The sequence below is a fragment of the Lutibacter oricola genome, from assembly GCF_900106565.1.
GTDB classification, from domain to species: domain Bacteria; phylum Bacteroidota; class Bacteroidia; order Flavobacteriales; family Flavobacteriaceae; genus Lutibacter; species Lutibacter oricola.
Window position 1 is genome coordinate 895,592 of the sequence record NZ_FNNJ01000001.1, and the last position, 24,478, is coordinate 920,069.

16 protein-coding genes, 6 tRNA genes and 1 riboswitch are annotated in these 24,478 nt (G+C 31.7%); of the genes, 15 read left to right on the forward strand and 7 right to left on the reverse strand.

Annotated features, from left to right (window positions below):
* Positions 1 to 30: 30 nt before the first annotated feature.
* From BLU40_RS03595 to cobA, 4 genes are all read right to left on the reverse strand, one after another.
* Complete coding sequence (locus tag BLU40_RS03595; RefSeq protein ID WP_090119814.1) at positions 31 to 1,413, reverse strand: CmpA/NrtA family ABC transporter substrate-binding protein; 1,383 nt, start codon at positions 1,411 to 1,413, stop codon at positions 31 to 33.
* 239 nt (positions 1,414 to 1,652) lie between these two features.
* Positions 1,653 to 3,068 carry an MFS transporter gene (locus BLU40_RS03600; protein ID WP_090119816.1) on the reverse strand — a complete coding sequence of 472 codons (1,416 nt, stop codon included), beginning with the start codon at positions 3,066 to 3,068 and terminating at the stop codon, positions 1,653 to 1,655.
* A 228-nt stretch (positions 3,069 to 3,296) separates the two neighbouring features.
* On the reverse strand, positions 3,297 to 4,010 hold the full coding sequence (locus BLU40_RS03605; RefSeq protein WP_090119819.1) for a Crp/Fnr family transcriptional regulator: 714 nt from the start codon (positions 4,008 to 4,010) through the stop codon (positions 3,297 to 3,299).
* 54 nt (positions 4,011 to 4,064) lie between these two features.
* Positions 4,065 to 4,841, reverse strand: a complete 777-nt coding sequence (gene cobA / locus BLU40_RS03610; RefSeq protein ID WP_090119821.1) for a uroporphyrinogen-III C-methyltransferase — start codon at positions 4,839 to 4,841, stop codon at positions 4,065 to 4,067.
* A gap of 125 nt (positions 4,842 to 4,966) precedes the next feature.
* Between cobA and nirB the strand changes: the two genes are divergently transcribed.
* The 10 genes from nirB to BLU40_RS03660 all read left to right on the forward strand — a co-directional run bounded on the left by nirB (position 4,967) and on the right by BLU40_RS03660 (position 17,003).
* On the forward strand, positions 4,967 to 7,483 hold the full coding sequence (gene nirB / locus BLU40_RS03615) for a nitrite reductase large subunit NirB (RefSeq protein WP_090119823.1): 2,517 nt from the start codon (positions 4,967 to 4,969) through the stop codon (positions 7,481 to 7,483).
* Between the two features lie 19 nt (positions 7,484 to 7,502).
* Positions 7,503 to 7,880: a nitrite reductase small subunit NirD gene (nirD, locus tag BLU40_RS03620; RefSeq protein ID WP_090119826.1), complete on the forward strand. Its 378-nt coding sequence runs from the start codon at positions 7,503 to 7,505 to the stop codon at positions 7,878 to 7,880.
* A 24-nt stretch (positions 7,881 to 7,904) separates the two neighbouring features.
* The gene (locus BLU40_RS03625) at positions 7,905 to 8,489 is read left to right on the forward strand and encodes a DUF4202 domain-containing protein (protein WP_090119827.1); all 585 of its coding nucleotides are present in this window, start codon (positions 7,905 to 7,907) and stop codon (positions 8,487 to 8,489) included.
* Positions 8,490 to 8,503: 14 nt separating this feature from the next.
* Positions 8,504 to 10,327: an ATP-binding protein gene (locus BLU40_RS03630; RefSeq protein ID WP_090119830.1), complete on the forward strand. Its 1,824-nt coding sequence runs from the start codon at positions 8,504 to 8,506 to the stop codon at positions 10,325 to 10,327.
* A 71-nt stretch (positions 10,328 to 10,398) separates the two neighbouring features.
* Positions 10,399 to 10,502: riboswitch (SAM riboswitch) on the forward strand.
* Positions 10,503 to 10,545: 43 nt separating this feature from the next.
* Positions 10,546 to 11,538 carry a homocysteine S-methyltransferase family protein gene (locus BLU40_RS03635; protein ID WP_090119832.1) on the forward strand — a complete coding sequence of 331 codons (993 nt, stop codon included), beginning with the start codon at positions 10,546 to 10,548 and terminating at the stop codon, positions 11,536 to 11,538.
* Between the two features lie 8 nt (positions 11,539 to 11,546).
* Entirely contained in the window at positions 11,547 to 14,270 is a 2,724-nt protein-coding gene (gene metH, locus BLU40_RS03640) for a methionine synthase (RefSeq protein WP_449405319.1), read from the forward strand.
* A gap of 169 nt (positions 14,271 to 14,439) precedes the next feature.
* Positions 14,440 to 15,396, forward strand: coding sequence for a methylenetetrahydrofolate reductase [NAD(P)H] (gene metF / locus BLU40_RS03645; RefSeq protein ID WP_090119836.1), 957 nt, complete (start codon positions 14,440 to 14,442; stop codon positions 15,394 to 15,396).
* A gap of 133 nt (positions 15,397 to 15,529) precedes the next feature.
* Entirely contained in the window at positions 15,530 to 15,847 is a 318-nt protein-coding gene (gene trxA, locus BLU40_RS03650; RefSeq protein WP_090119839.1) for a thioredoxin, read from the forward strand.
* A 94-nt stretch (positions 15,848 to 15,941) separates the two neighbouring features.
* Entirely contained in the window at positions 15,942 to 16,865 is a 924-nt protein-coding gene (locus tag BLU40_RS03655; RefSeq protein WP_090119841.1) for a DUF58 domain-containing protein, read from the forward strand.
* Between the two features lie 64 nt (positions 16,866 to 16,929).
* Positions 16,930 to 17,003: transfer RNA gene (locus tag BLU40_RS03660), tRNA-Asp, on the forward strand.
* 206 nt (positions 17,004 to 17,209) lie between these two features.
* Here the strand turns inward: BLU40_RS03660 and BLU40_RS03665 are convergent.
* Positions 17,210 to 20,044 (reverse strand): T9SS type A sorting domain-containing protein, encoded by a 2,835-nt coding sequence (locus tag BLU40_RS03665; RefSeq protein WP_090119844.1) that lies wholly within the window; start codon positions 20,042 to 20,044, stop codon positions 17,210 to 17,212.
* Between the two features lie 229 nt (positions 20,045 to 20,273).
* Between BLU40_RS03665 and BLU40_RS03670 the strand changes: the two genes are divergently transcribed.
* The 3 genes from BLU40_RS03670 to BLU40_RS03680 all read left to right on the forward strand — a co-directional run bounded on the left by BLU40_RS03670 (position 20,274) and on the right by BLU40_RS03680 (position 20,707).
* A tRNA-Asp gene (locus tag BLU40_RS03670) sits at positions 20,274 to 20,347 on the forward strand.
* A 106-nt stretch (positions 20,348 to 20,453) separates the two neighbouring features.
* Positions 20,454 to 20,527, forward strand: a tRNA-Asp gene (locus BLU40_RS03675).
* Between the two features lie 106 nt (positions 20,528 to 20,633).
* Positions 20,634 to 20,707: transfer RNA gene (locus BLU40_RS03680), tRNA-Asp, on the forward strand.
* A 206-nt stretch (positions 20,708 to 20,913) separates the two neighbouring features.
* On the opposite strand, the gene BLU40_RS03685 is transcribed toward BLU40_RS03680, so the two are convergent.
* Complete coding sequence (locus tag BLU40_RS03685) at positions 20,914 to 23,748, reverse strand: T9SS type A sorting domain-containing protein (protein ID WP_090119844.1); 2,835 nt, start codon at positions 23,746 to 23,748, stop codon at positions 20,914 to 20,916.
* Between the two features lie 229 nt (positions 23,749 to 23,977).
* Here BLU40_RS03685 and BLU40_RS03690 point away from each other — a divergent pair.
* Together BLU40_RS03690 and BLU40_RS03695 are read left to right on the forward strand one after the other, a co-directional pair.
* Positions 23,978 to 24,051: transfer RNA gene (locus tag BLU40_RS03690), tRNA-Asp, on the forward strand.
* 106 nt (positions 24,052 to 24,157) lie between these two features.
* Positions 24,158 to 24,231 (forward strand) — tRNA-Asp (locus BLU40_RS03695).
* A gap of 66 nt (positions 24,232 to 24,297) precedes the next feature.
* Here BLU40_RS03695 and BLU40_RS17515 read toward each other — a convergent pair.
* Positions 24,298 to 24,447, reverse strand: coding sequence for a hypothetical protein (locus tag BLU40_RS17515; RefSeq protein WP_175454737.1), 150 nt, complete (start codon positions 24,445 to 24,447; stop codon positions 24,298 to 24,300).
* Between the last annotated feature and the right edge of the window lie 31 nt (positions 24,448 to 24,478).

A 24,478-nucleotide genomic window follows, 5' to 3' on the forward strand; every position in this document is an offset into this window, starting at 1 on the left:
CCTCCTTATTCAAGAGGAGAAGTATTTTGGTTAGTCTTTATTTCCTATTTTAAAGCTGTTGATGTATCCAATTGGGTCTTTTGCATTGTATGATTTTCCATCAATAAATTCATCAGTTACAGCTTTGTATCCGTCAGTAGTTGGAATATCAGTTGAGGGAATTTGACCTTCAGCAACTAATAAGTCTGCAGCCTTTTTCCAGATGTCAGGTCTGTAAATTTCTTTAATTTTAGAGTCGTACCATTCTGCTGATTTAGCTTCTGGGATTTGTCCCCAACGTCTCATTTGAGTTAAGAACCAAACACCATCTGAATAGAATGGGTAGGTTGCATTATATCTGTAGAAAACGTTAAAATCTGGCATTTCTCTTTTGTCTCCTTTTTCATATTCAAAAGTTCCTGTCATTGAGTTCGCTAAAACAACTTCATCGGCACCAACATATTGAGACATTGATAATATTTTTACAGCTTCAGCTCTGTTTCCCGGTGTGTCTAGCCATTTTCCAGCTCTAATAAGTGCTTTTGTAACGGCAACTGCTGTATTAGGATTTTCTTCAACAAACTTTTTAGTCATAACAAAAACTTTCTCTGGATTGTTTTTCCATATATCGTAATTTGTTACAACTGGAACACCAATTCCTTTAAATACTGCTTGTTGGTTCCAAGGTTCTCCAACGCAGTAACCATAAATTGTTCCTGCTTCTAATGTTGCTGGCATTTGTGGTGGTGGTGTTACGGAAAGTAATACTTCAGCATCAACTTGTCCTTGAATATTTTCTTTTGTGTAAATTCCTGGGTGAATACCTGCTGCTGCTAACCAATATCTTATTTCATAGTTGTGAGTTGATACTGGAAATACCATTCCCATTTTAAATGCTTTTCCTGAAGCTTTGTATCCTTCAATTACCGGTTTTAAGGCATCTGCTTTAATCGGGTGAATTGGTTTTCCTTCACCATCTACTGGAATGTTTGGTTTCATTTTGCTCCAAACATCATTAGATACAGTAATTCCATTTCCATTTAAGTCCATTGAAAATGCTGTTACTAATTCAGCTTGTCTTCCAAATCCTGCTCCAGCAGCAATTGGTTGACCTGCTAGCATATGTGATCCGTCTAATTGTCCATCAATTACTCGGTCTAAAATGTTTTTCCAGTTAGATTGTGCTTCAACAGAAACAAATAATCCTTCATCTTCAAAGAACCCTTTTTCTTTAGCAATTGCTAAAGGAGCCATATCAGTTAATTTGATAAAACCAAAGGTAAGTTGAGGTTTTTCTATATCTAACTTTTTTGTTTTGCTTTCTGTGATTGTTTTTTCTACTACTTCTTCAGTCTTTTTTTTCGTTTCTGTTCCGCAAGCTGTAATAAGAACTAATGCGAAAAGAACCAATGTTTTAAATGTTGTTGTTTTCATAATGTATAGATTTAAATAGTTTTTTAATGTAAATACGTAGAACTACGTAGGTTCATTGCAAATATATACGTATGTTATGAGTTGCACTATGTAATTAAGTTGGTTTGGGTAACGTTTTAAGCAGGGTAAAAACTGCAAAAAAACATAAAAACAGATTAACAATAATAGAATCAGTATTCAAAAAAAATACGTAGCACTTAAAAAGTGCTACGTATTTTAAAAAAGATATATTATAGTTTCTATTTGTCAGCTAAAGCCAGTTTTGGTTCTCTAATTTCATCTTCTTCAGTTTCTTGTTCTGTGTTGAATTTAATTGCTAATGAAATTAATGATATAGCAACAATCAATGCTCCAATAATAAAATATCCACTAGATACGGCTGCTGAGGATGCAGCAGATTGAGCTGCTTCTATGGCTTCGGCGCTTAATCCTTCGTTGGCAGCAATAGCAGCTTTTTCTGCAAATGCAGATTTTGATTTCAATAGTATGGCAGCAAAAAATGCTCCAACATTTCCTCCAGCACCTACAATTCCTGAAATAGAGCCAATTGCTTTTTTATTGATGAATGGAACTACAGAAAATGTTGCTCCTTCTGCCATTTGAACTGAAAGACTAAATGCAACTAAAAATCCTATGGCAACATATAGTGCAGACATACTTGAGAATGATGCAAGCATTAATCCTTCAACTGCGAGAATTGCAGCTAAGAATAAAACACGTCCTCTTAATCCGAATTTTTTTCCAAATCTATCTCCAAAGAATCCACCTAATGTACGGGCAAAAATATTCATTAAAGCAAAAGATAATACAATGTTTCCTGCTGTTGCTCTTTCTAATTGGAATGTGTTTTGAAGGTAATCATCCATGGTGCCGTATACTGTTAGTTCAATTCCAAAACAGCCTGCATATACTACAAATAAAATCCATACTCTATAATCTTTTAGTACTTCTAAAAATCCTACTTGGTCTTTTTTAGTATTTGGAAATTCACCTTTTGCTCTTAATTCTTTAAAGTTTCCGTTAAGTGTATCCTGTGTAAAGAAGTAATATACTAGTCCCATTGCGAAACATATAACTCCAGCAATTATCATAGAGTATCTCCAAGCATCTGCTTGGTCAGCAATTCCAAAGCTAACCACTGCTGCGGCAATTATTGGCATTCCTAATCTGTTAGCTCCACCACCTAAATTTCCCCAACCTGCGGAAGTTGCATTTGCTGTTCCTACTATGCTTGGTGAAAACATAATGGATGTATGAACTTGTGTGATTACAAAAGAAGCTCCAATAAACCCAATAAATAATCTGCAAATTAAAAATTGTAATGGTGTTTGAACAAAACCTATTGCTATTACTGGTATAGCTCCTAATACTAATAGCCAAGTATAACATAAACGTGGTCCATATTTATCGGTAAGTTTACCTATAAGTAAGCGGGCAAAAACTGTTCCTGATACGGCTAAAATAATTGAATTCCATTTTTGATCTGGAGTTAATCCTAAATCTCTAACAACATCGGGCATAAATGGTACAATTCCAAACCAAGCGAAAAAGCATAAGAAAAATGCTATTGATGTAATCCAAAAGGTTCTTGTTGCTGGATTGCTTAATTTTAATAATTCTAGTTTCGACGATTTTTTAAGTTCTGTAGTGCTCATATATTTAAAATTTTATAAATACGTATAAATACGTAGATAATGCAAATATATAGGTATGAGTCATTATGAAGTATGGTAAAACACTTTTTAAAACAAATTAATAAGCGTAAAAAAACCTGCGATAAAACATAGAAAAAAGGTAAAAAGCATAAAATCAATTAAATAAAAAAATACGCAGAACAATTAATTGTCTACGTATTTTCGAAATCAACTCTAAAAAAATGGAGTTTAGCTATCTAAAAAGTAGTTGTGTTCTGAAATTTCTTTTCTTAATAGGTTGAGGTTTGGTATTCCAATCTTCTTTCCTTGAATAGTTAAAAGCCCTTCTTTTTTTAGTGCTGAAATTGTTCTAATTACTTGTTCATCTGTGGTACCGGCAAAATCTGCTATTTCTTTTCTTTTTAATTGTATGTTAAGAAATTCTTTGTGGTTTACACCAAATTTACGGTGTATATATAATAAGGTGTCAACAACTTTTTCTCTTACCGTCATTTGAGCAATTGTTTTAACTTTAGATTCTGATCTATTTAGTTCTTCGGCATAAAACTTCATAAAATCCAAGGTTAAACTAGGTATCTTATGCAGCATTTCATTTAGGGTTTCATTGGAGAAGTTACATAATATGGTGTCCTCCAGAGTAGATGCTCCTATTGAGTAGTTTTTTTGAATCCCAAATCCTCTATGTCCAATTATTTCTCCATCTTTTACAAAGCGAAGAATTTGTTCTCTGCCATAAATTCCTGTTTTTAGAACTTTTGCCTTCCCTTTGTAAACAAAAAATAGACCATTAATAGGTGTTCCTTCTAGTATAAATTGTTGGTTTTTTTTGCAAATAATAGTGTTCTTGGCAAGCGCTAACTCTTGCATTATTTCTGATGTGATATTTTTTTTGATTAGGCAATCTGTGTTTAAACAAGAACTGCATCCAACTTGAGTTGTCATAATAGGTAGGATTTAATTGTTATAATTAATATAAGAGATCAATTTTTGATGTGATCACATATATGAATTAAGAACTCTTTGTATTTCTTCATCTAAGTATGAAGGGTGTTCAGCAACTACATCTCCAATAACAATAATTCCAGGAGAGGAATAATCAATTGATTCAATTGTGTTTTTGTAATTTTCTATGGTGTCAATTACTATCGTTTCATTTGGAAGAGATCCATTTTGGATAATTGCAAACGGAGTATACTTATGTCTGTATCTTTTAATTTCTTCCATAATTAAGGAGAAATTACGTAGTCCCATTAATATAACTAGGGTTGCCGATGATTGGGCGCCTAACTGAATGTCTTTCGAAATATTTCCATTAGACGTTGTTCCGGTAATAACCCAAAAACTTTCATTTACAGTTCTTTTTGTAAGTGGTATCCCTTGCATTGCAGGAATTGCCAATGAACTGCTAATACCAGGGATTATTTCTGTTTGAATGTTAAAAGATTCTATGTAGTCTATTTCTTCTGAACCTCTTCCAAATACAAATGGGTCACCTCCTTTAAGTCTAACAACATGTCCAAGTTCCAAAGCTTTTGAAACTAACAATTCGTTTATTTCATCTTGACTTAATCTGTGGTTGTTAAATCTTTTGCCTACATATATACAAGGCGTTCCTTTTTTGGTGTATTCTAAAATTTCTGGATTTACTAAGGCGTCATATAAAATACAATCTGCCTGTTCAATAGCAGATACTCCCTTTAAAGTAATTAAATCTTTATCTCCTGGTCCAGCTCCTACTAGAGTTACTTTTGAATTGTTATTTTTTACAGACATAATAAGGTAAATATAAGTATGTTAATTATTATTCTTTGCGAAAATACGTAAAAAAAATAAGAATACGTAGTTTAATTAAGTAAAAATACGTAGTTTTGTCGTGTATTACTTAAAATAGTAGCAATATGAAATCAATTTTAGTTGTAGGAAATGGGATGGTAGGTTATAAGTTTTGTGAGAAATTTGTAGCAAAAGAAACTTCAGAAGAATTTAAAATTACAGTTTTTGGTGAAGAACCACGACCAGCGTATGATAGAGTGCATTTAAGTGAGTTTTTTGAAAATAGTGATGCTAAGGCTTTAGAAATGGCACCTAGATCGTGGTATGAAGAACATAATATTGAGTTAATTACCAATGGAAGGGTTACGGATATTCATAGAGGTAGTAAAACAATAACAACTATTTCTGATAAAAAATATGAATATGATTATTTAGTACTAGCTACTGGGTCTTCTGCTTTTGTTCCTCCAATAAAGGGAGTTGAGAAAAAAGGGGTATTTGTATATCGTACTATTGAAGATTTGGAAGGGATGATGAGTTATGCTAATGAGCTTAAAAAGAAAAATCCAAATGCAAAGGCTGCGGTTTTAGGTGGAGGTTTATTAGGTTTAGAAGCAGGGAAAGCTGTTATGGATATGGGGTTAGAACCTCATATTGTTGAATTTGCCCCTAAGTTAATGCCAAGACAATTAGATTCAAGAAGTAGTAAGGTGCTTCAATTAAAATTAGAATCTATTGGTTTAAATATTCATTTAAGTAAAGCAACAAATCAAATTTTAGGAGAAGATGCTATTACAGGAATGGAGTTTGGTGAAGATGATGTTTTAGATGTAGAGATGTTGGTTATTTCTGCGGGAATTAGACCAAGAGATGAGTTAGGGAATACTTGTGGGTTAGCGATGGGAACGCGCGGAGGTATTGTTGTAAATAACAAAATGCAAACTTCAGATCCTGAAATATATGCAATTGGTGAAGTAGCTTTGTATAATGAAATGATTTATGGTTTGGTTGCTCCAGGTTATGATATGGCTGGAGTTGCGGTTGAACAAATTATTGGTAATGCAGAGATATTAATGCCAAGTGATATTGATATGTCTACCAAATTAAAATTAATTGGTGTAGATGTTGCAAGTTTTGGTGAGCCGTTTATGCCTGCATCCAAAGGACATTCAATTATATTTGAAAATAAAACAGAGTATTTATATAAGAGAATTAATGTAAGCTTAGATGGTAAAAAGTTGCTAGGTGGAATTCTTGTAGGGGATGCTGCTGATTATAATATGTTGCATCAGGTTTATTTAAATGGAATGGCAATGCCTGAAGATCCAGCGCAGTTGATTTTACCTGCGAGTGAAGGAGGTTCTTCATTTGGGAGTGCTTTAGACTTGCCAGATGAAGCTCAAATATGTTCTTGTGAAAATGTTAGTAAAGGTCAAATTTGTGGAGCTATTAAAGATGGTTCTTGCGAAGATTTAGCGGGTGTAATTTCATCAACTAAAGCGAGTACAAGTTGTGGAGGTTGTAAACCAATGGTTACAGATTTGGTAAACGAAACACTAAAATCTTTAGGGAAAACAGTAAAAAATGTAATCTGTGAACATTTCGAATACAGTCGTCAAGAGTTGTATGGAATAATAAAAGCTAAAAAATTAACTTCTTTTAATGAAGTATTAGACACTTGTGGTGTTGGAGATGGTTGTGAAACTTGTAAGCCTTTAGTTTCTTCTATTTTTGCTAGTTTATATAATGATACTCCAAATAAAGAAGATGTTGCGCAAGATACAAATGATAAATTTTTAGCAAACATTCAACGAAATGGAACTTATTCTGTAGTTCCAAGAATTGCTGGTGGAGAAATTACACCAGAAAATTTAATTGTGCTTGGTAAAATTGGATCAAAATATAATTTATACACTAAAATTACGGGAGGAGCTCGTATTGATTTCTTCGGAGCAGAATTAAATGATTTACCTGCTATTTGGAAAGAACTAATTGATGCTGGTTTTGAAAGTGGTCACGCTTATGGTAAATCCTTAAGAACTGTAAAAAGTTGTGTTGGTTCTACGTGGTGTCGTTACGGATTGGATGAAAGTATTTCTTTTGCTATTGAATTAGAGAATAGGTATAAAGGCTTGCGTTCGCCACATAAAATTAAAGGTGGAGTTTCTGGTTGTATTAGAGAATGTGCTGAAGCTCGTGGAAAAGATTTTGGAGTAATAGCGGTTGAAGGTGGATGGAATTTATATGTTGGTGGAAATGGAGGTGCTACTCCAAAACACGCTCAATTATTAGCCGAAAAAATAGACAATGAAACAGTAATAAAATATTTAGACAGGTACTTAATTTACTATATTCAAACTGCTGCTCCTTTAATGAGAACTGCTGCTTGGCTTGATAAATTAGAAGGTGGTATTGATCAATTGAAAAAAGTAGTAATTGATGATAGTTTAAATATTGCTGAAGATTTAGAAAAAGAAATGCAAAGTTTAGTAAATGCGTATGAGTGCGAGTGGAAACAAGCAGTAGAAAATGAAGAAGCGAAAAAACGTTTTACTCATTTTGTAAATTCAGAAGAAAGGGATGATAACTTAGTGTTTGTTCCGTTACGTGATCAAAAAATGCCAGAACACTGGAATAATTAAAGAATAAAAAATAGTATTTATGAATTCATTACTTTCAAAGTACACATCGGTAAAAGAGGAAGAAGTAAAAGTTTGGTTTAAAGCGGCTTCAGTAGATTCATTTTCAAAAGATGGAGGTGCGTGTGTTAAATATAAAGATAAGCAAATTGCAGTTTTTAATTTCGAAAGAAAAGGAGAGTGGTATGCTTGTCAAAATGTGTGTCCGCATAAAATGGAAATGGTGTTGTCTAGAGGAATGATTGGAGACGCTAATGGTATTCCAAAAGTTGCTTGCCCAATGCATAAAAAAACATTTTCACTGGAAAATGGTGAGAATTTAAATGGTGATTTGGATGCAATTGCAACTTATCCTGTGAAAATACAAGGCAACTTTGTGTATATCGGATTTTCTGAATAGATTTGATTTTAAATAAAATCAACTATGCAGCAAGAAAAATTCAAAAAGGCAATTAAATTATTTAATGAAGCAAATTCATTAGATCCAAATATGGAAATTCATAACGATGCTGAATTTCCAAAGGAATTATTGTACGCAGTAAGAATGACTGAAAAGTTAAATGATTTTGCTCCAAATTCTTCTGAAGCATTACAATTAGCAGTTTGTTGTCAGCATATATGTAGATGGGAAATTGCAAGAGATTCTTACGAAATGAATAGAGTTGGTTATTTAACTTGGCGAAAAGATTTAAAAGATTTTCATGCTAAAAAAGCTGCAGGAATATTAACATCTGTAGGTTATGAAAAGGAGCTGATAGATCAAGTTCAATTTTTATTACTGAAAAAGCAGTTAAAGAAAAATGCCGATACTCAAACATTAGAAGATGTAGTTTGTTTGGTGTTTTTAGAGTTTTACTTTTTGAAGTTTTCAAAAAAGTATTCAGAAGAAAAATTGATTGACATTGTTCAGAAAACTTGGAAAAAAATGTCAGATAAAGGACATGAAGCAGCATTAAAATTAGAATTGCCAAAACCTGCATTAGAACTTATTACAAAAGCACTTAATTAAGAGTTTTACTTTTTATGGGTGATAAAAACAATGGTATATCGTTAGATAATTCTACCTTTTTTAAATTTAGAAGGTTGTATATATTGGCGTTTTCCTTAATCGCCGGAATTATTATTGTTGCTCAAATACTAATTCAAAAACACTTAAACTCTCAAGTAAACGATTCACGGATTATTAATATTGCTGGTAGACAGCGAATGTTAAGTCAGAAATTAGTAAAAGAATCACTTTTTTTGTTGAATTCGAGTAGCGCAGAAAAATTAAAAAGCATTGAAGCTATTAAAAGTGATTCTGAAACTTTTTTAAATTCACATCAAAACCTGCAAGATGAGTTTAATGAGTTGGGAGAATTAACTCAAAATAATCCAGAATTAAAAAGCTTATTTCAAAATATAGAAATTCATCATTCAAAAATTATTGAATCTTGTAATTCTATTGTTCAATTAGTTGGTAGCAACCCATCATCAACAAATGATATTTTACTTCCTTATATTCAAATTTTAAAGAATGCTGAAAAACCATTTTTAAATAAAATGAATGAAATTGTATTTAAATTTGATGAAGTTAGTAAGCAAAAAGTAAAACAATTAAAGCGGATTGAATATATTTTATTAATTATTTCTTTACTAATCTTAGTTTTTGAAATTTTGTTTCTGTTCAAACCAATTTCAATTCATATTAAAAATGTAATTGGCGATTTAATTCAAACAAAAAAAGAAACACAAAAAAAGGCTGAAAAAATTGAAGAACTTTATTTGGCTAAAGATGCTTCTATGCAGGAATTAAAAGGATTGAATTATGCCTTGGATAATGCCGCTTTATTTATAAGTGTTGCTCAAGATGGATCCGTTGTTCATATAAGTAAAAAGTTTAAAAACTTATTAGGTGTTGATAATTTAAACTCTGAAAAAGGGCAATTAGAAGATGTATTATTGTTTGAAGAAAGTGAGAATCAAACTGTAGGTGAATTGTTGAAAGGAAAAAGAAGATCTATTTGGGTTGGGGAATTGCAAATAATTACTCTTAAAGAAGAGAAATTATGGCTCGAAATGTCTGTTATTCCAATGAATCAGTTAGGAGGAAATCAACGCGCTTTAATTTTATGTACGGATATTACCAAACGAAAAACCTCGCAAAATGAGATAAATATTTTGAATGAAGAGCGATTTGCTGAGCAAGTGAACCGTCAAAAAATACAAGCAAGTCAAATTGTTGAAGCTCAAGAAGAAGAAAGAAAGCGTATAGCAAAAGATATTCACGATGGAATAGGGCAAATGTTAACCGCATTAAAATTTAATATTGAATCTATTAATACAGAAAATGTTGAGAATACGGCTTTAAAAGTTGATAGGTTGAAAGATTTGCTTGGAAGTTTAATAAAGGAAGTTAGAGCTGTAACGTTTAATTTAACTCCACCGGAATTAATCGATTATGGTATTGTACCAACCATTCAAAAATTGGCTGAAAAATTAGCTGGGTTTACTGGGAAACAAATCTTTTTTGAAAACAAAACTAATTTTAAAGGCCGTTTCGATTCTTTGGTTGAAACTAATTTATATCGAGTTGTTCAAGAAGCTGTTAATAACGCGTTGAAATATGCAAATTCTAATTATATTTTAGTTTCAATTAGTCATTCAGATCAAGTTTTAAGTATTGTAATTGATGATGATGGAAAAGGATTTGATGTAGATAAATTACTTGCTGAAAAAAGTGAAGCAGGAATGGGATTATTTTTTATGAAAGAACGAATAAGTTATATAAATGGGAGAATTTTTATTAATTCTTCAAAAAATAATGGTACTCGTATCACTATTAATATAAACTTAGATAATTCTTAAATAAAACAATAGTTGTTTGTTATTCAAAAGAATATGCCGTTAATTTGCACAAAGTTCATAAACATACTTATTAGTTATTAAGAAAGGCAGAGGGAATAGACCTGTTGAAGCCTTAGCAACCCTTTAAAACTAAAGAAGGTGCTACGTTCTACCATATAATTTGGACAGATAACAATTACTTCTTAATAACTTCCTTGTGTTTATGCAAAATTTTAAAAATGGAAGACATTCGCAACATATTAAAAAATAAAATCCTAGTGCTTGACGGCGCTATGGGAACTATGATTCAACAGTATAAATTTACTGAAGAAGATTATAGAGGTGAAAAATTCAAAGATTTCAAAGTTTCGGTAAAAGGAAATAACGATATGCTTTCAATTACTCAACCTGAAGCTATTAAAACAATTCACGGAAAATATTTAGAAGCAGGAGCTGATATTATTGAAACAAATACCTTTTCAAGTACTACCATTGCAATGGCTGATTATGAAATGGAAGAGTATGTGTATGAATTAAACTATGAATCCGCAAAAATAGCGAAAGAAGTGGCTGAAGAGTTTACGGCAAAAAATCCAACTAAGCCACGTTTTGTAGCAGGTTCAATTGGACCAACAAACCGTACAGCAAGTATGTCTCCAGATGTAAATGATCCTGGTTTTAGAGCGGTAACATTTGACGATTTAAGAGTTGCATACAAGCAACAAGCTGAAGCTTTAATTGATGGTGGCGTAGATGTGTTATTGGTTGAAACAGTTTTTGATACCTTAAACGCTAAGGCAGCATTATTTGCTATTGAAGAAATTAAGGCTGAAAGAAATATTGATATTCCAGTTATGCTAAGTGGAACAATTACAGATGCCAGTGGAAGAACTTTATCAGGGCAAACAGCTGAAGCGTTTTTAATTTCAGTGTCTCATATTCCATTGTTAACAGTTGGGTTTAATTGCGCTTTGGGTGCAAAACAACTAACACCACATTTAGAAGTATTATCGCAAAAAGCTCAATTTGGTGTGTCAGCACATCCAAATGCAGGATTACCAAATGCTTTTGGAGAGTATGATGAAACTCCAGCCCAAATGGCGGATCAAATCAAAGAATATTTAGATAAAGGTTTGATAAATATAATTGGTGGTTGTTGCGGAACAACTCCTGGTCATATTAAAGCAATTGCTGAGGCTGTTGAAGGATATAAACCAAGATTGGTTGAATAAAAGTTTTAATTTTACGTCATTCTGAACTTGTTTCAGAATCTCATTCTTATAAAATGAATACAGAAAAAAAATACCTAAAACTATCAGGTCTTGAACCGTTAATTATTACTCCGGAAAGTAATTTTATAAACGTTGGTGAACGTACCAATGTTGCTGGATCTCGTAAGTTTTTACGATTAATAAAAGAAGAAAAATTTGATGAAGCATTAGCAATTGCTCGTCATCAAGTTGAAGGTGGAGCACAAATTATCGACATAAATATGGACGATGGTTTGTTAGATGGAAAAGAAGCGATGGTTCGTTTTATGAATTTAATTGCCGCAGAGCCAGATATTGCACGAGTTCCTATAATGATTGATAGTTCTAAATGGGAAATTATTGAAGCAGGTTTGCAAGTTGCTCAAGGTAAATGCGTTGTGAATTCAATTAGTTTAAAAGAAGGTGAAGCACAGTTTATTGAGCACGCAAAGAAAATAAAAATGTATGGGGCGGCCGTTATTGTAATGGCTTTTGATGAAGTTGGACAAGCAGATAATTATGAACGAAGAATTGAAATTTCAAAACGCTCGTATGATATTTTAGTAAATGAAGTCAACTTTCCTGCTGAAGATATTATTTTCGATTTAAATATATTTCCGGTAGCAACTGGAATGGAAGAGCATAGAAGAAATGCCATTGATTTTATTGAAGCTACGCGTTGGGTTCGAGAAAATTTACCAAATGCAAATGTAAGTGGAGGTGTAAGTAACGTTTCGTTTTCGTTTAGAGGAAACAATGCGGTTCGTGAAGCAATGCATTCTGTGTTTTTATATTATGCCATTAAAGCAGGTATGAATATTGGAATTGTAAATCCTGCAATGTTGGAGGTTTATGATGATATTCCGAAAGATTTATTAGAACATGTTGAAGATGTTATTTTAGATAGAAGAGAAGATGCAACTGAACGATTATTAGATTTTGCTGAAAGTGTAGTAAGCACTTCAAAAGAGCGTAAAGTTGATTTAAGTTGGAGGGAAAAACCATTACAAGAACGTATCACACATTCTTTAGTAAAAGGATTAGATGAATTTATTGTTGAAGATGTTGAAGCTGCACGTTTAGAAGCTGTAAAACCAATTGAAGTTATTGAAGGTAACTTAATGATTGGTATGAATGTAGTTGGAGATTTGTTTGGGTCAGGTAAAATGTTTTTACCACAGGTGGTGAAATCTGCTCGTGTAATGAAAAAAGCCGTAGCTTATTTATTGCCTTTTATTGAAGAAGATAAAGATGGAGCTAGTCAATCGAATGGGAAAATATTATTAGCAACAGTTAAAGGTGATGTGCATGATATTGGTAAAAATATTGTAGGTGTAGTTTTAGGTTGTAATAATTATGATATTGTAGATTTAGGAGTAATGGTTGCTCCTGAAAAAATTATTCAGGCGGCAAAAGATGAAAATGTAGATGCTATTGGTTTGAGTGGTTTAATTACACCAAGTTTAGATGAAATGGTGTATTTGGCTAAGGAAATGGAACGTCAGAATTTTGAAGTTCCGTTATTAATTGGTGGAGCTACAACTTCAAAAGCACACACGGCTGTAAAAATTGATCCTCAATATAAAAATGCGGTAGTTCACGTGCACGATGCTTCAAGAGCTGTAACCGTTGTGGGAGATTTATTGAACAAAAGAACCAATCAAAAATATGTTGGAGTTATTAAAGCTGATTATGTAAAGGTTCGTGAAGGTTTTGCTAACAGATCAAGTAAAAAAGAATATGTTTCTTTAGATGAAGCTAGAAAAAATAAATTCAAAATAGATTGGGATGCGGTAACTATTACAAAACCTAATTTTGAAGGAATTCAGGTGTTTGAAGATTTTAATTTAACTAAATTAGTTGATTATATAGATTGGACTCCGTTTTTTAGAACTTGGGAATTGGCAGGTAAATATCCGGCAATTTTAAACGATAAAGTTGTAGGTGGAGAAGCAACTAAGTTGTTTTCTGATGCTAAAATAATGTTAGCTCAAATTTTAAATGAAAAATTATTGACAGCAAAAGCTGTTTTTGGAATTTTCCCTGCTAATAGTGTTAATGATGATGTAGAGATTTTTGCAGATTCTGATAGAAATAAGGTGAATACAAAGTTTGTAACCTTACGTCAACAAGCTAAAAAGAAAGAAGGAATTGCTAATATTGCATTGGCAGATTTTATTGCGCCAAAAGAAAGTGAAATTGAAGATTATGTTGGGGCATTTTGTGTTTCAACTGGTTTTGGTACTGCTGAATTGGCTGCTGAATTTGAAAAAGATCATGACGATTATAATTCAATTATGATTAAAGCCTTAGCAGATAGATTGGCTGAAGCTTTTGCTGAATATTTACACGAAAAAGTACGTAAAGATTATTGGGGTTATGCTTCGAGTGAAGTATTGACTAATAACGAATTAATTAAAGAGGAATATAAAGGAATTCGTCCTGCTCCAGGTTATCCTGCTTGTCCAGACCATACAGAGAAATTAACAATTTGGGAATTGTTAAGTGTTAAAGAAACTATTGGGGTTGAATTAACTGATGGTTTAGCAATGTGGCCCGCAGCTTCAGTTTCGGGATATTATTTTGGTAACGAAAAATCGAAATATTTTGGTGTTGGTAAAATTACTGAAGACCAGGTTGAAGATTTTGCAGTACGAAAAGGTATGAGTATAGAGGAAGCTAAAAAATGGCTGAATCCTAATTTAGCTGAATAAGTTGATTTGCGTTAGCGATAGGAGTGGCATCCTTTTTTGAAGAGTAACGTAAAAAAAGATAAAACGGATAGCGCGACCTGAAAGGAAACGCCCAAAAAGAATAAGTTTAAAAGTTGAAAGTTTGTAAAGTTACCAATAACTAAAAACCAACAACAAACAACTAAGAAAAATGAAAGTAACAGATCATATAAAAAAAGCGAATGGTAAAACATTGTTTTCGTTTGAAATAGTACCGCCGCAAAAAGGTCAGAATATTCAGGATTTATACAATAATGTAGATCCGTTAATGGAGTTTAAACCACCTTTTATTGATGTAACAACATCGCGTGAGGAATATGTGTATATTAAGAAAGAAAACGGATTGTTGGAACAAAAAATGACTCGTATGCGCCCTGGTACTGTTGGTATTTGTGCAGCGTTAAAATATAAGTATGATGTGGATGCTATACCTCATGTATTATGCGGAGGTTTTACAAAAGAGGAGACTGAATATGTGTTAGTTGATTGCCATTATTTAGGGTTGGATAATATTATGGCGTTGCGTGGAGATGCAATGAAGCACGAGCAATATTTTATACCAACAAAAGATGGTAATAATTTTGCTTCGGATTTGGTGGGGCAAATAAAAAACTTGAACGAAGGGAAATATTTACATAATATTATTGAAACTAATAATAAACCAGATTTTTGTATTGGTGTTGCTGGGTATCCAGAAAAACATTTAGAGGCGCCAAGTATGGAAACCGATTTGCGTAGGCTAAAAGAGAAAGTAGATGCTGGTGCGGATTATGTGGTAACTCAGATGTTTTTTGATAATGAAAAATATTACAGTTTTGTTGAAAAAGCTAGAAGTATTGGTATTACAGTTCCAATAATTCCAGGTATAAAACCAATTGCGGTTAAAAGACATCAACAAATTTTGCCTCAAATATTTAGATTAGATTTGCCTGAGAATTTGATTAGTGCTATTGAAGGTTGTAAGGATAATAAACAAGTGCGACAAATTGGAATAGAGTGGGCTATTGAACAATCTAAAGATTTAATAGCTAATGGAGCTCCTGTTGTTCATTTTTATTCAATGGGAAAATCGGATAATATAAAGGCAATTGCTAAGGCAGTTTTTTAACTGTTAACAATAAGTATTTATATTGTTGATAGTTTAATAAATAAAAGTAATAAATGTTGAATTGTTTTGGATAAATATTTGTTTACTTTTGTACAGGTAAAATAGAAATTATTAATTAAAAGAATATAATAATATGGCATTAGAAGTAACAGATGCAACGTTTGATGAAGTAGTATTAAAATCAGATAAGCCAGTAATGGTCGATTTTTGGGCAGCTTGGTGTGGTCCTTGTAGAATGGTTGCTCCAATTATGGATCAATTAACAGGAGAGTACGAAGGAAAAGCTGTTATAGCTAAAGTTGATGTAGATGCTAACCAAGAGTTTGCAGCTAAATATGGAGTAAGAAATATTCCTACAGTTTTAGTTTTTAAAGGTGGAGAAGTTGTTGAAAAACAAGTTGGTGTTGCGCCAAAAACAACATACGCTGAAAAAATTGACGCTCACTTATAGTAGTTGATTTTTATAAGAAATTAAAGGCTTAACAATTAATTGTTAAGCCTTTTTCTTTTTTAATAGTTATATTTACAACAACTAATTTATAGTAATGAGTTCGATTTCGGTAAAACATATTTCAGAATTAAATAATTTAGAATTATTAGCCAAACAGGTTGTTGAAGGTTTTATTACAGGTATGCATAAAAGTCCGTTTCACGGTTTCTCTGTTGAGTTTGCTGAACATAGGTTGTATAATAAAGGTGAAAGCACTCGGCATATTGATTGGAAGTTGTATGCTAAAACTAAAAAGCTTTTTGTAAAACGATATGAGGAGGAAACTAATTTGCGTTGCCATTTAATTGTTGACAATTCTGCTTCTATGCATTACCCTCAAGTTAAAAATGAGACTATAAATAACTTATCTAAAATTAGTTTTTCGGCGATAGCTGCTTCTGCTTTAATGGAAATATTAAAGAGACAGCGCGATGCTGTTGGCTTAAGTGTTTATAGTGATAAGAATGATTATTATGCTCCTGCGAAAGGAAGTGAGCGACATAGAAGAGTGTTGTTGGCTCAATTGGAAGGCTTGCTTAAGAAAAAATCTACGAGTACTACAAAAACTTATAGTTTGCTTCATGAAATAGCAGAGAAAGTTCATAAACGTTCTTTAATATTTTTATTTACAGATATGTTTCAGGTAGATAAAGACGAAGAAGAATTATTTGAAGCTTTAAGGCATTTAAAATATAATAAACACGAGCTAGTATTGTTTCATACGTATGATGGAAAACGCGAATTAAATTTTGATTTTGAAGATTCTCCAAAAAAGTTTGTTGATGTTGAAAGTGGTGAAGAAATAAATTTGTTTGCATCTTCAGTTCAAAAAAAATACAAAGAAGAGGTTGAAAAATATTTTAAAGACTTGAAATTGAAATGTATGCAATACAAAATAGATTATGTTCCTGTAGATATAAATAAAGGGTTTGATCAAATACTTATATCGTATTTAGTAAGTAGAAAAAAATATTTGTAATTTTTATTTAAAAAGCTTTGCAAATATAAAAAACACGCTTATATTTGCATCCGCTAAGAGCAACGGTCTGGTAGTTCAGCTGGTTAGAATACCTGCCTGTCACGCAGGGGGTCGCGGGTTCGAGTCCCGTCCAGACCGCAAAAAGCATCTCAAAATTGAGATGCTTTTTTATTTTTATATAATTTGGATTTCATTTTTTAAAGCAGCCAATAAGATTAATAAGTTGGTCTAGTTTAACATTTGAAATTAATACTACGCCTAGGATAAAATAAGAACTTTATAACTTATGAATCCAATACTTTTTTGCGAAGTTATTGGGGTTGCTGCAGCTTGTAGTGAGGTAATTATTTTTTTATAAATTTTAAGTTTTTCTGAATTCCAGATTCATGCATTATTGATATTGTATAAACTCCATTAGTTTTTGGTAGTTGGTAATTAGTTAATTGCTTTGTTGAAGTGTTTTCTGAAACTAATAAATTTTCAGCATGAATAATTCTTCCTCGTAAATTTTTAATAAACAATCTATTATTGCCCATCATTTCTAATGGAAATTCTATATTTAATTTTTCAGCTACAGGGTTTGGGTATAACCTTAGAGATTTAATATTTAATGTAGATTCGGTTGAATTAAACTCTTCTATATTACTAGTTATTGAAGGTTTTGCTGATGTTGAAACACTTGGCTCTCCATAAATAAATATTTCATTTACAGCCGCATAAACATTATCATACATAGAAAAACGTAGGTATTTGGTTGTTACATCAACTTCATTAATACTCCAAGTATTATAACTATCACAAGGATCAACAAAAAGAGTTTTCCAATTAGTTCCATCACGATATTCAACAGTGAAATCATAAATATTATGCATATCATGTAAATTAATTTTTGTGATATCATAAGTCTTTCCTAAATCTAAAACTACATGGTAAGCTGTATTTTTCATTGTGTAATCTGGCTTCCAAGATTTACTTGTTGGATGTTCCGTTGATTCTGTATATAAATCTTGTTCATCAAACAAAAATAATGGTGAATTTACACTTCCACCCTCAACTAGATCAGTAACCATGCTTGAAGTTATTATTAAATGTTCTTCTCCTACGATCTCATCTAATTCATAAGCATTAAAAATTGGTGAACCGTAAATAATAATTTCATTTACTGCTGCATATGGACTATCTAACATAGCTAAACGCAAATAACGAGTTGTAATATTTACACTGTGTTTTGACCAAGTATTATAAAGGTCTAATGAATCTACAAATAATGTAGTCCAATTTAAAGGTTCTCCATATTCTACTGTAAAATCATGCACGTCGTTCATATCATGTAAGTCAATCTCAGAAATAGAATATTCTTTACCCAAATCTATAATAGCATAATATGGTGCATTTGCATTCGTATAATAAGGTTTCCAAGGGTCACTTGTTGGTTTTTCGCCAGAATCAATATCAATATCCTGTTCATCAAAAAGCAATATTGGAGAATTTACACTTCCTCCATCAACCATATCTACAACCATCTCAGAATTTATTACAATTTGACTGTCTGCTGTTGTTTCTTTTAAATAGCCATAAATAAAAATTTCGTTTACTGCGGCATATACATTATCATACATTGAAAATCGAAGGTATCGAGTTGTAATATCTGCTTCGTTTTTACTCCAAGTAATATAAGAATCACAAGGGTCTACAAAAAGAGTTGTCCAATTTTCATCTTGAACATATTCGACTGTAAAATTATGAACATCATGCATATCGTGTAAATCTATTTCAGATATATAATATTCAGCACCTAAATCCACAACTACATGATACGATGAACTGTTCATTGTATATGCCGGTTTCCAAGAAGCACTGGTAGGGTGTTCGTCATTTTCAATAGAGGTATCTTGTTCATCAAATAACAATAAAGGTGAATTAACACTTCCTCCACTAACCAAATCAGTGACCATATCACTAGTAATTATTATTTGACTAGGAGTTGATTCAATATACTCAGGGCCGCCTGGAGCACCTATGTTTTCATATTCAATTGGGTTTGCACTTGTAAGTGAATAATCATTATTATCAGGATCTGTAAATTCTATTTCTTGAATACTCTCCAATGCATTGTTTGTAACTGAAATATTCTCAGTATTACCAGATTCATTTAGAAAAAATGTAATATCTGTATCATAGATATTGTCTTTTGCAGTTATGAAATTATTTTCATTGTAATTTTTTATAACCTGGTTGCCAATTGTAGCTTTAAAATAATTTTGATTAAAAGTTATAGGAGATAAAGTATCACTTACAGTACGATCATCTATAAAAACTCCTGAGGTTGATGAAATATAGTTATTAGTAAATATACAATCTCCTTTTCCAAACACAATTATACCATTTGAAGGTGCATTTACAAGTATATTATTGTAAGCATTTACAACACTATTATCACCTATTTGAAGTACATTAGTATGAGCGTAAAGATTATCTAAACCAGCATTTATAAGTGTATTGTTATAAATTTCTACATCTTCAACCATGTTAGCTATTTGAATACATTCTCTTAAAGTATTCTTTACAATATTATTGTAAATTTTAACATGTTTAAACTCCATTCCTGGAGTCTTAGTTTCTCCTAAATACATTCCTTCAGAAACATTTTCAATAAAACAATCGTGAATTACAAGATTCTCAAATACAGGGTGTGGAGTTGGAGGATCACCACTATAATCTTTTTTAGCATAAATTCCGAAAAATCCATCGTGATTTACTTTTATAAATTCAGCTTCACAATCTGAACTTAATTCAGTAAATGCAAGTCCACATTGATCAGCAACTAATTCAAAGCCATATTTGTAATTAGAATGACCTGCACCACTTATTTTAATGTATTTGCAGTTTTCAAAAGTTATAGCTCCCCAATTATAGCTATCAGAATCTTCAATTTTTACTTGTCCTCCTTTATTTATAATAACAATTGGACTGCCTTCATCTCCCGTTAAGGATTTAAATTTAATTGGTTTTGTTCTAGTAGAAGAAACAAAAATAGTATCACCACCTATGGTTGCATTACCAAGCGATTCTTCATTAATTTCAAATGGATAACTATTATCTATAATGAAATTTTGATTCTGTGAATTCGCAAAAAGGAAACTGAATAGGGATAAAATAAATATGTAGCTCTTTTTCATAATTGGGGGTTTATTATAAATATAAGAATCAGAAAGATAGTAATTTTTAATAAAAGGTTTGTGGTAATTTCACAAAAAATGTAAAGCAATATTAATAATGGTTATTTGTTTAAAGTTTGTTATACAAGTTTTTCTTAATTTTTAATATCTCAAGTTTTAGAGTAATAGTTTAAAGTTGTTTTAAAATACTAGTGTTAATTTTATATATTTAGCATCCGCTAAGAGCAACGGTCTGGTAGTTCAGCTGGTTAGAATACCTGCCTGTCACGCAGGGGGTCGCGGGTTCGAGTCCCGTCCAGACCGCAAAAAGCATCTCAATTTTGAGATGCTTTTTTTATTTTAAATAATTTATAAAATATTTAGTGTATATGTAAATTCATTTTGTATATTTGCATTCGCTAAGAGCAACGGTCTGGTAGTTCAGCTGGTTAGAATACCTGCCTGTCACGCAGGGGGTCGCGGGTTCGAGTCCCGTCCAGACCGCAAAAAGCATCTCAATTTTGAGATGCTTTTTTTATTTTAAATAATTTATAAAATATTTAGTGTATATGTAAATTCATTTTGTATATTTGCATTCGCTAAGAGCAACGGTCTGGTAGTTCAGCTGGTTAGAATACCTGCCTGTCACGCAGGGGGTCGCGGGTTCGAGTCCCGTCCAGACCGCAAAAAGCATCTCAAAATTGAGATGCTTTTTTATTTTTATATAATTTGGATTTCATTTTTTAAAGCAGCCAATAAGATTAATAAGTTGGTCTAGTTTAACATTTGAAATTAATACTACGCCTAGGATAAAATAAGAACTTTATAACTTATGAATCCAATACTTTTTTGCGAAGTTATTGGGGTTGCTGCAGCTTGTAGTGAGGTAATTATTTTTTTATAAATTTTAAGTTTTTCTGAATTCCAGATTCATGCATTATTGATATTGTATAAACTCCATTAGTTTTTGGTAGTTGGTAATTAGTTAATTGCTTTGTTGAAGTGTTTTCTGAAACTAATAAATTTTCAGCATGAATAATTCTTCCTCGTAAATTTTTAATAAACAATCTATTATTGCCCATCATTTCTAATGGAAATTCTATATTTAATTTTTCAGCTACAGGGTTTGGGTATAACCTTAGAGATTTAATATTTAATGTAGATTCGGTTGAATTAAACTCTTCTATATTACTAGTTATTGAAGGTTTTGCTGATGTTGAAACACTTGGCTCTCCATAAATAAATATTTCATTTACAGCCGCATAAACATTATCATACATAGAAAAACGTAGGTATTTGGTTGTTACATCAACTTCATTAATACTCCAAGTATTATAACTATCACAAGGATCAACAAAAAGAGTTTTCCAATTAGTTCCATCACGATATTCAACAGTGAAATCATAAATATTATGCATATCATGTAAATTAATTTTTGTGATATCATAAGTCTTTCCTAAATCTAAAACTACATGGTAAGCTGTATTTTTCATTGTGTAATCTGGCTTCCAAGATTTACTTGTTGGATGTTCCGTTGATTCTGTATATAAATCTTGTTCATCAAACAAAAATAATGGTGAATTTACACTTCCACCCTCAACTAGATCAGTAACCATGCTTGAAGTTATTATTAAATGTTCTTCTCCTACGATCTCATCTAATTCATAAGCATTAAAAATTGGTGAACCGTAAATAATAATTTCATTTACTGCTGCATATGGACTATCTAACATAGCTAAACGCAAATAACGAGTTGTAATATTTACACTGTGTTTTGACCAAGTATTATAAAGGTCTAATGAATCTACAAATAATGTAGTCCAATTTAAAGGTTCTCCATATTCTACTGTAAAATCATGCACGTCGTTCATATCATGTAAGTCAATCTCAGAAATAGAATATTCTTTACCCAAATCTATAATAGCATAATATGGTGCATTTGCATTCGTATAATAAGGTTTCCAAGGGTCACTTGTTGGTTTTTCGCCAGAATCAATATCAATATCCTGTTCATCAAAAAGCAATATTGGAGAATTTACACTTCCTCCATCAACCATATCTACAACCATCTCAGAATTTATTACAATTTGACTGTCTGCTGTTGTTTCTTTTAAATAGCCATAAATAAAAATTTCGTTTACTGCGGCATATACATTATCATACATTGAAAATCGAAGGTATCGAGTTGTAATATCTGCTTCGTTTTTACTCCAAGTAATATAAGAATCACAAGGGTCTACAAAAAGAGTTGTCCAATTTTCATCTTGAACATATTCGACTGTAAAATTATGAACATCATGCATATCGTGTAAATCTATTTCAGATATATAATATTCAGCACCTAAATCCACAACTACATGATACGATGAACTGTTCATTGTATATGCCGGTTTCCAAGAAGCACTGGTAGGGTGTTCGTCATTTTCAATAGAGGTATCTTGTTCATCAAATAACAATAAAGGTGAATTAACACTTCCTCCACTAACCAAATCAGTGACCATATCACTAGTAATTATTATTTGACTAGGAGTTGATTCAATATACTCAGGGCCGCCTGGAGCACCTATGTTTTCATATTCAATTGGGTTTGCACTTGTAAGTGAATAATCATTATTATCAGGATCTGTAAATTCTATTTCTTGAATACTCTCCAATGCATTGTTTGTAACTGAAATATTCTCAGTATTACCAGATTCATTTAGAAAAAATGTAATATCTGTATCATAGATATTGTCTTTTGCAGTTATGAAATTATTTTCATTGTAATTTTTTATAACCTGGTTGCCAATTGTAGCTTTAAAATAATTTTGATTAAAAGTTATAGGAGATAAAGTATCACTTACAGTACGATCATCTATAAAAACTCCTGAGGTTGATGAAATATAGTTATTAGTAAATATACAATCTCCTTTTCCAAACACAATTATACCATTTGAAGGTGCATTTACAAGTATATTATTGTAAGCATTTACAACACTATTATCACCTATTTGAAGTACATTAGTATGAGCGTAAAGATTATCTAAACCAGCATTTATAAGTGTATTGTTATAAATTTCTACATCTTCAACCATGTTAGCTATTTGAATACATTCTCTTAAAGTATTCTTTACAATATTATTGTAAATTTTAACATGTTTAAACTCCATTCCTGGAGTCTTAGTTTCTCCTAAATACATTCCTTCAGAAACATTTTCAATAAAACAATCGTGAATTACAAGATTCTCAAATACAGGGTGTGGAGTTGGAGGATCACCACTATAATCTTTTTTAGCATAAATTCCGAAAAATCCATCGTGATTTACTTTTATAAATTCAGCTTCACAATCTGAACTTAATTCAGTAAATGCAAGTCCACATTGATCAGCAACTAATTCAAAGCCATATTTGTAATTAGAATGACCTGCACCACTTATTTTAATGTATTTGCAGTTTTCAAAAGTTATAGCTCCCCAATTATAGCTATCAGAATCTTCAATTTTTACTTGTCCTCCTTTATTTATAATAACAATTGGACTGCCTTCATCTCCCGTTAAGGATTTAAATTTAATTGGTTTTGTTCTAGTAGAAGAAACAAAAATAGTATCACCACCTATGGTTGCATTACCAAGCGATTCTTCATTAATTTCAAATGGATAACTATTATCTATAATGAAATTTTGATTCTGTGAATTCGCAAAAAGGAAACTGAATAGGGATAAAATAAATATGTAGCTCTTTTTCATAATTGGGGGTTTATTATAAATATAAGAATCAGAAAGATAGTAATTTTTAATAAAAGGTTTGTGGTAATTTCACAAAAAATGTAAAGCAATATTAATAATGGTTATTTGTTTAAAGTTTGTTATACAAGTTTTTCTTAATTTTTAATATCTCAAGTTTTAGAGTAATAGTTTAAAGTTGTTTTAAAATACTAGTGTTAATTTTATATATTTAGCATCCGCTAAGAGCAACGGTCTGGTAGTTCAGCTGGTTAGAATACCTGCCTGTCACGCAGGGGGTCGCGGGTTCGAGTCCCGTCCAGACCGCAAAAAGCATCTCAATTTTGAGATGCTTTTTTTATTTTAAATAATTTATAAAATATTTAGTGTATATGTAAATTCATTTTGTATATTTGCATTCGCTAAGAGCAACGGTCTGGTAGTTCAGCTGGTTAGAATACCTGCCTGTCACGCAGGGGGTCGCGGGTTCGAGTCCCGTCCAGACCGCAAAAAGCATCTCAATTTTGAGATGCTTTTTTTTATGTATAAAATTTTGTGTTTTTGAGGGTATTGTTAACTGTAGTTTTGAAGAAAGTCTTCTAGCGACATTGGTTTTAATTTTCGAGACTCATAATGCGCTACATATGTTTTGTAATTTTTTAGCGCAAATTTATTTATAGCTTTGGTGGCTGTTTCTGGAATTTTTAACGTTAGGGTTTTCATAATTCTATTGGGGTTAACTATGTGGTTGATA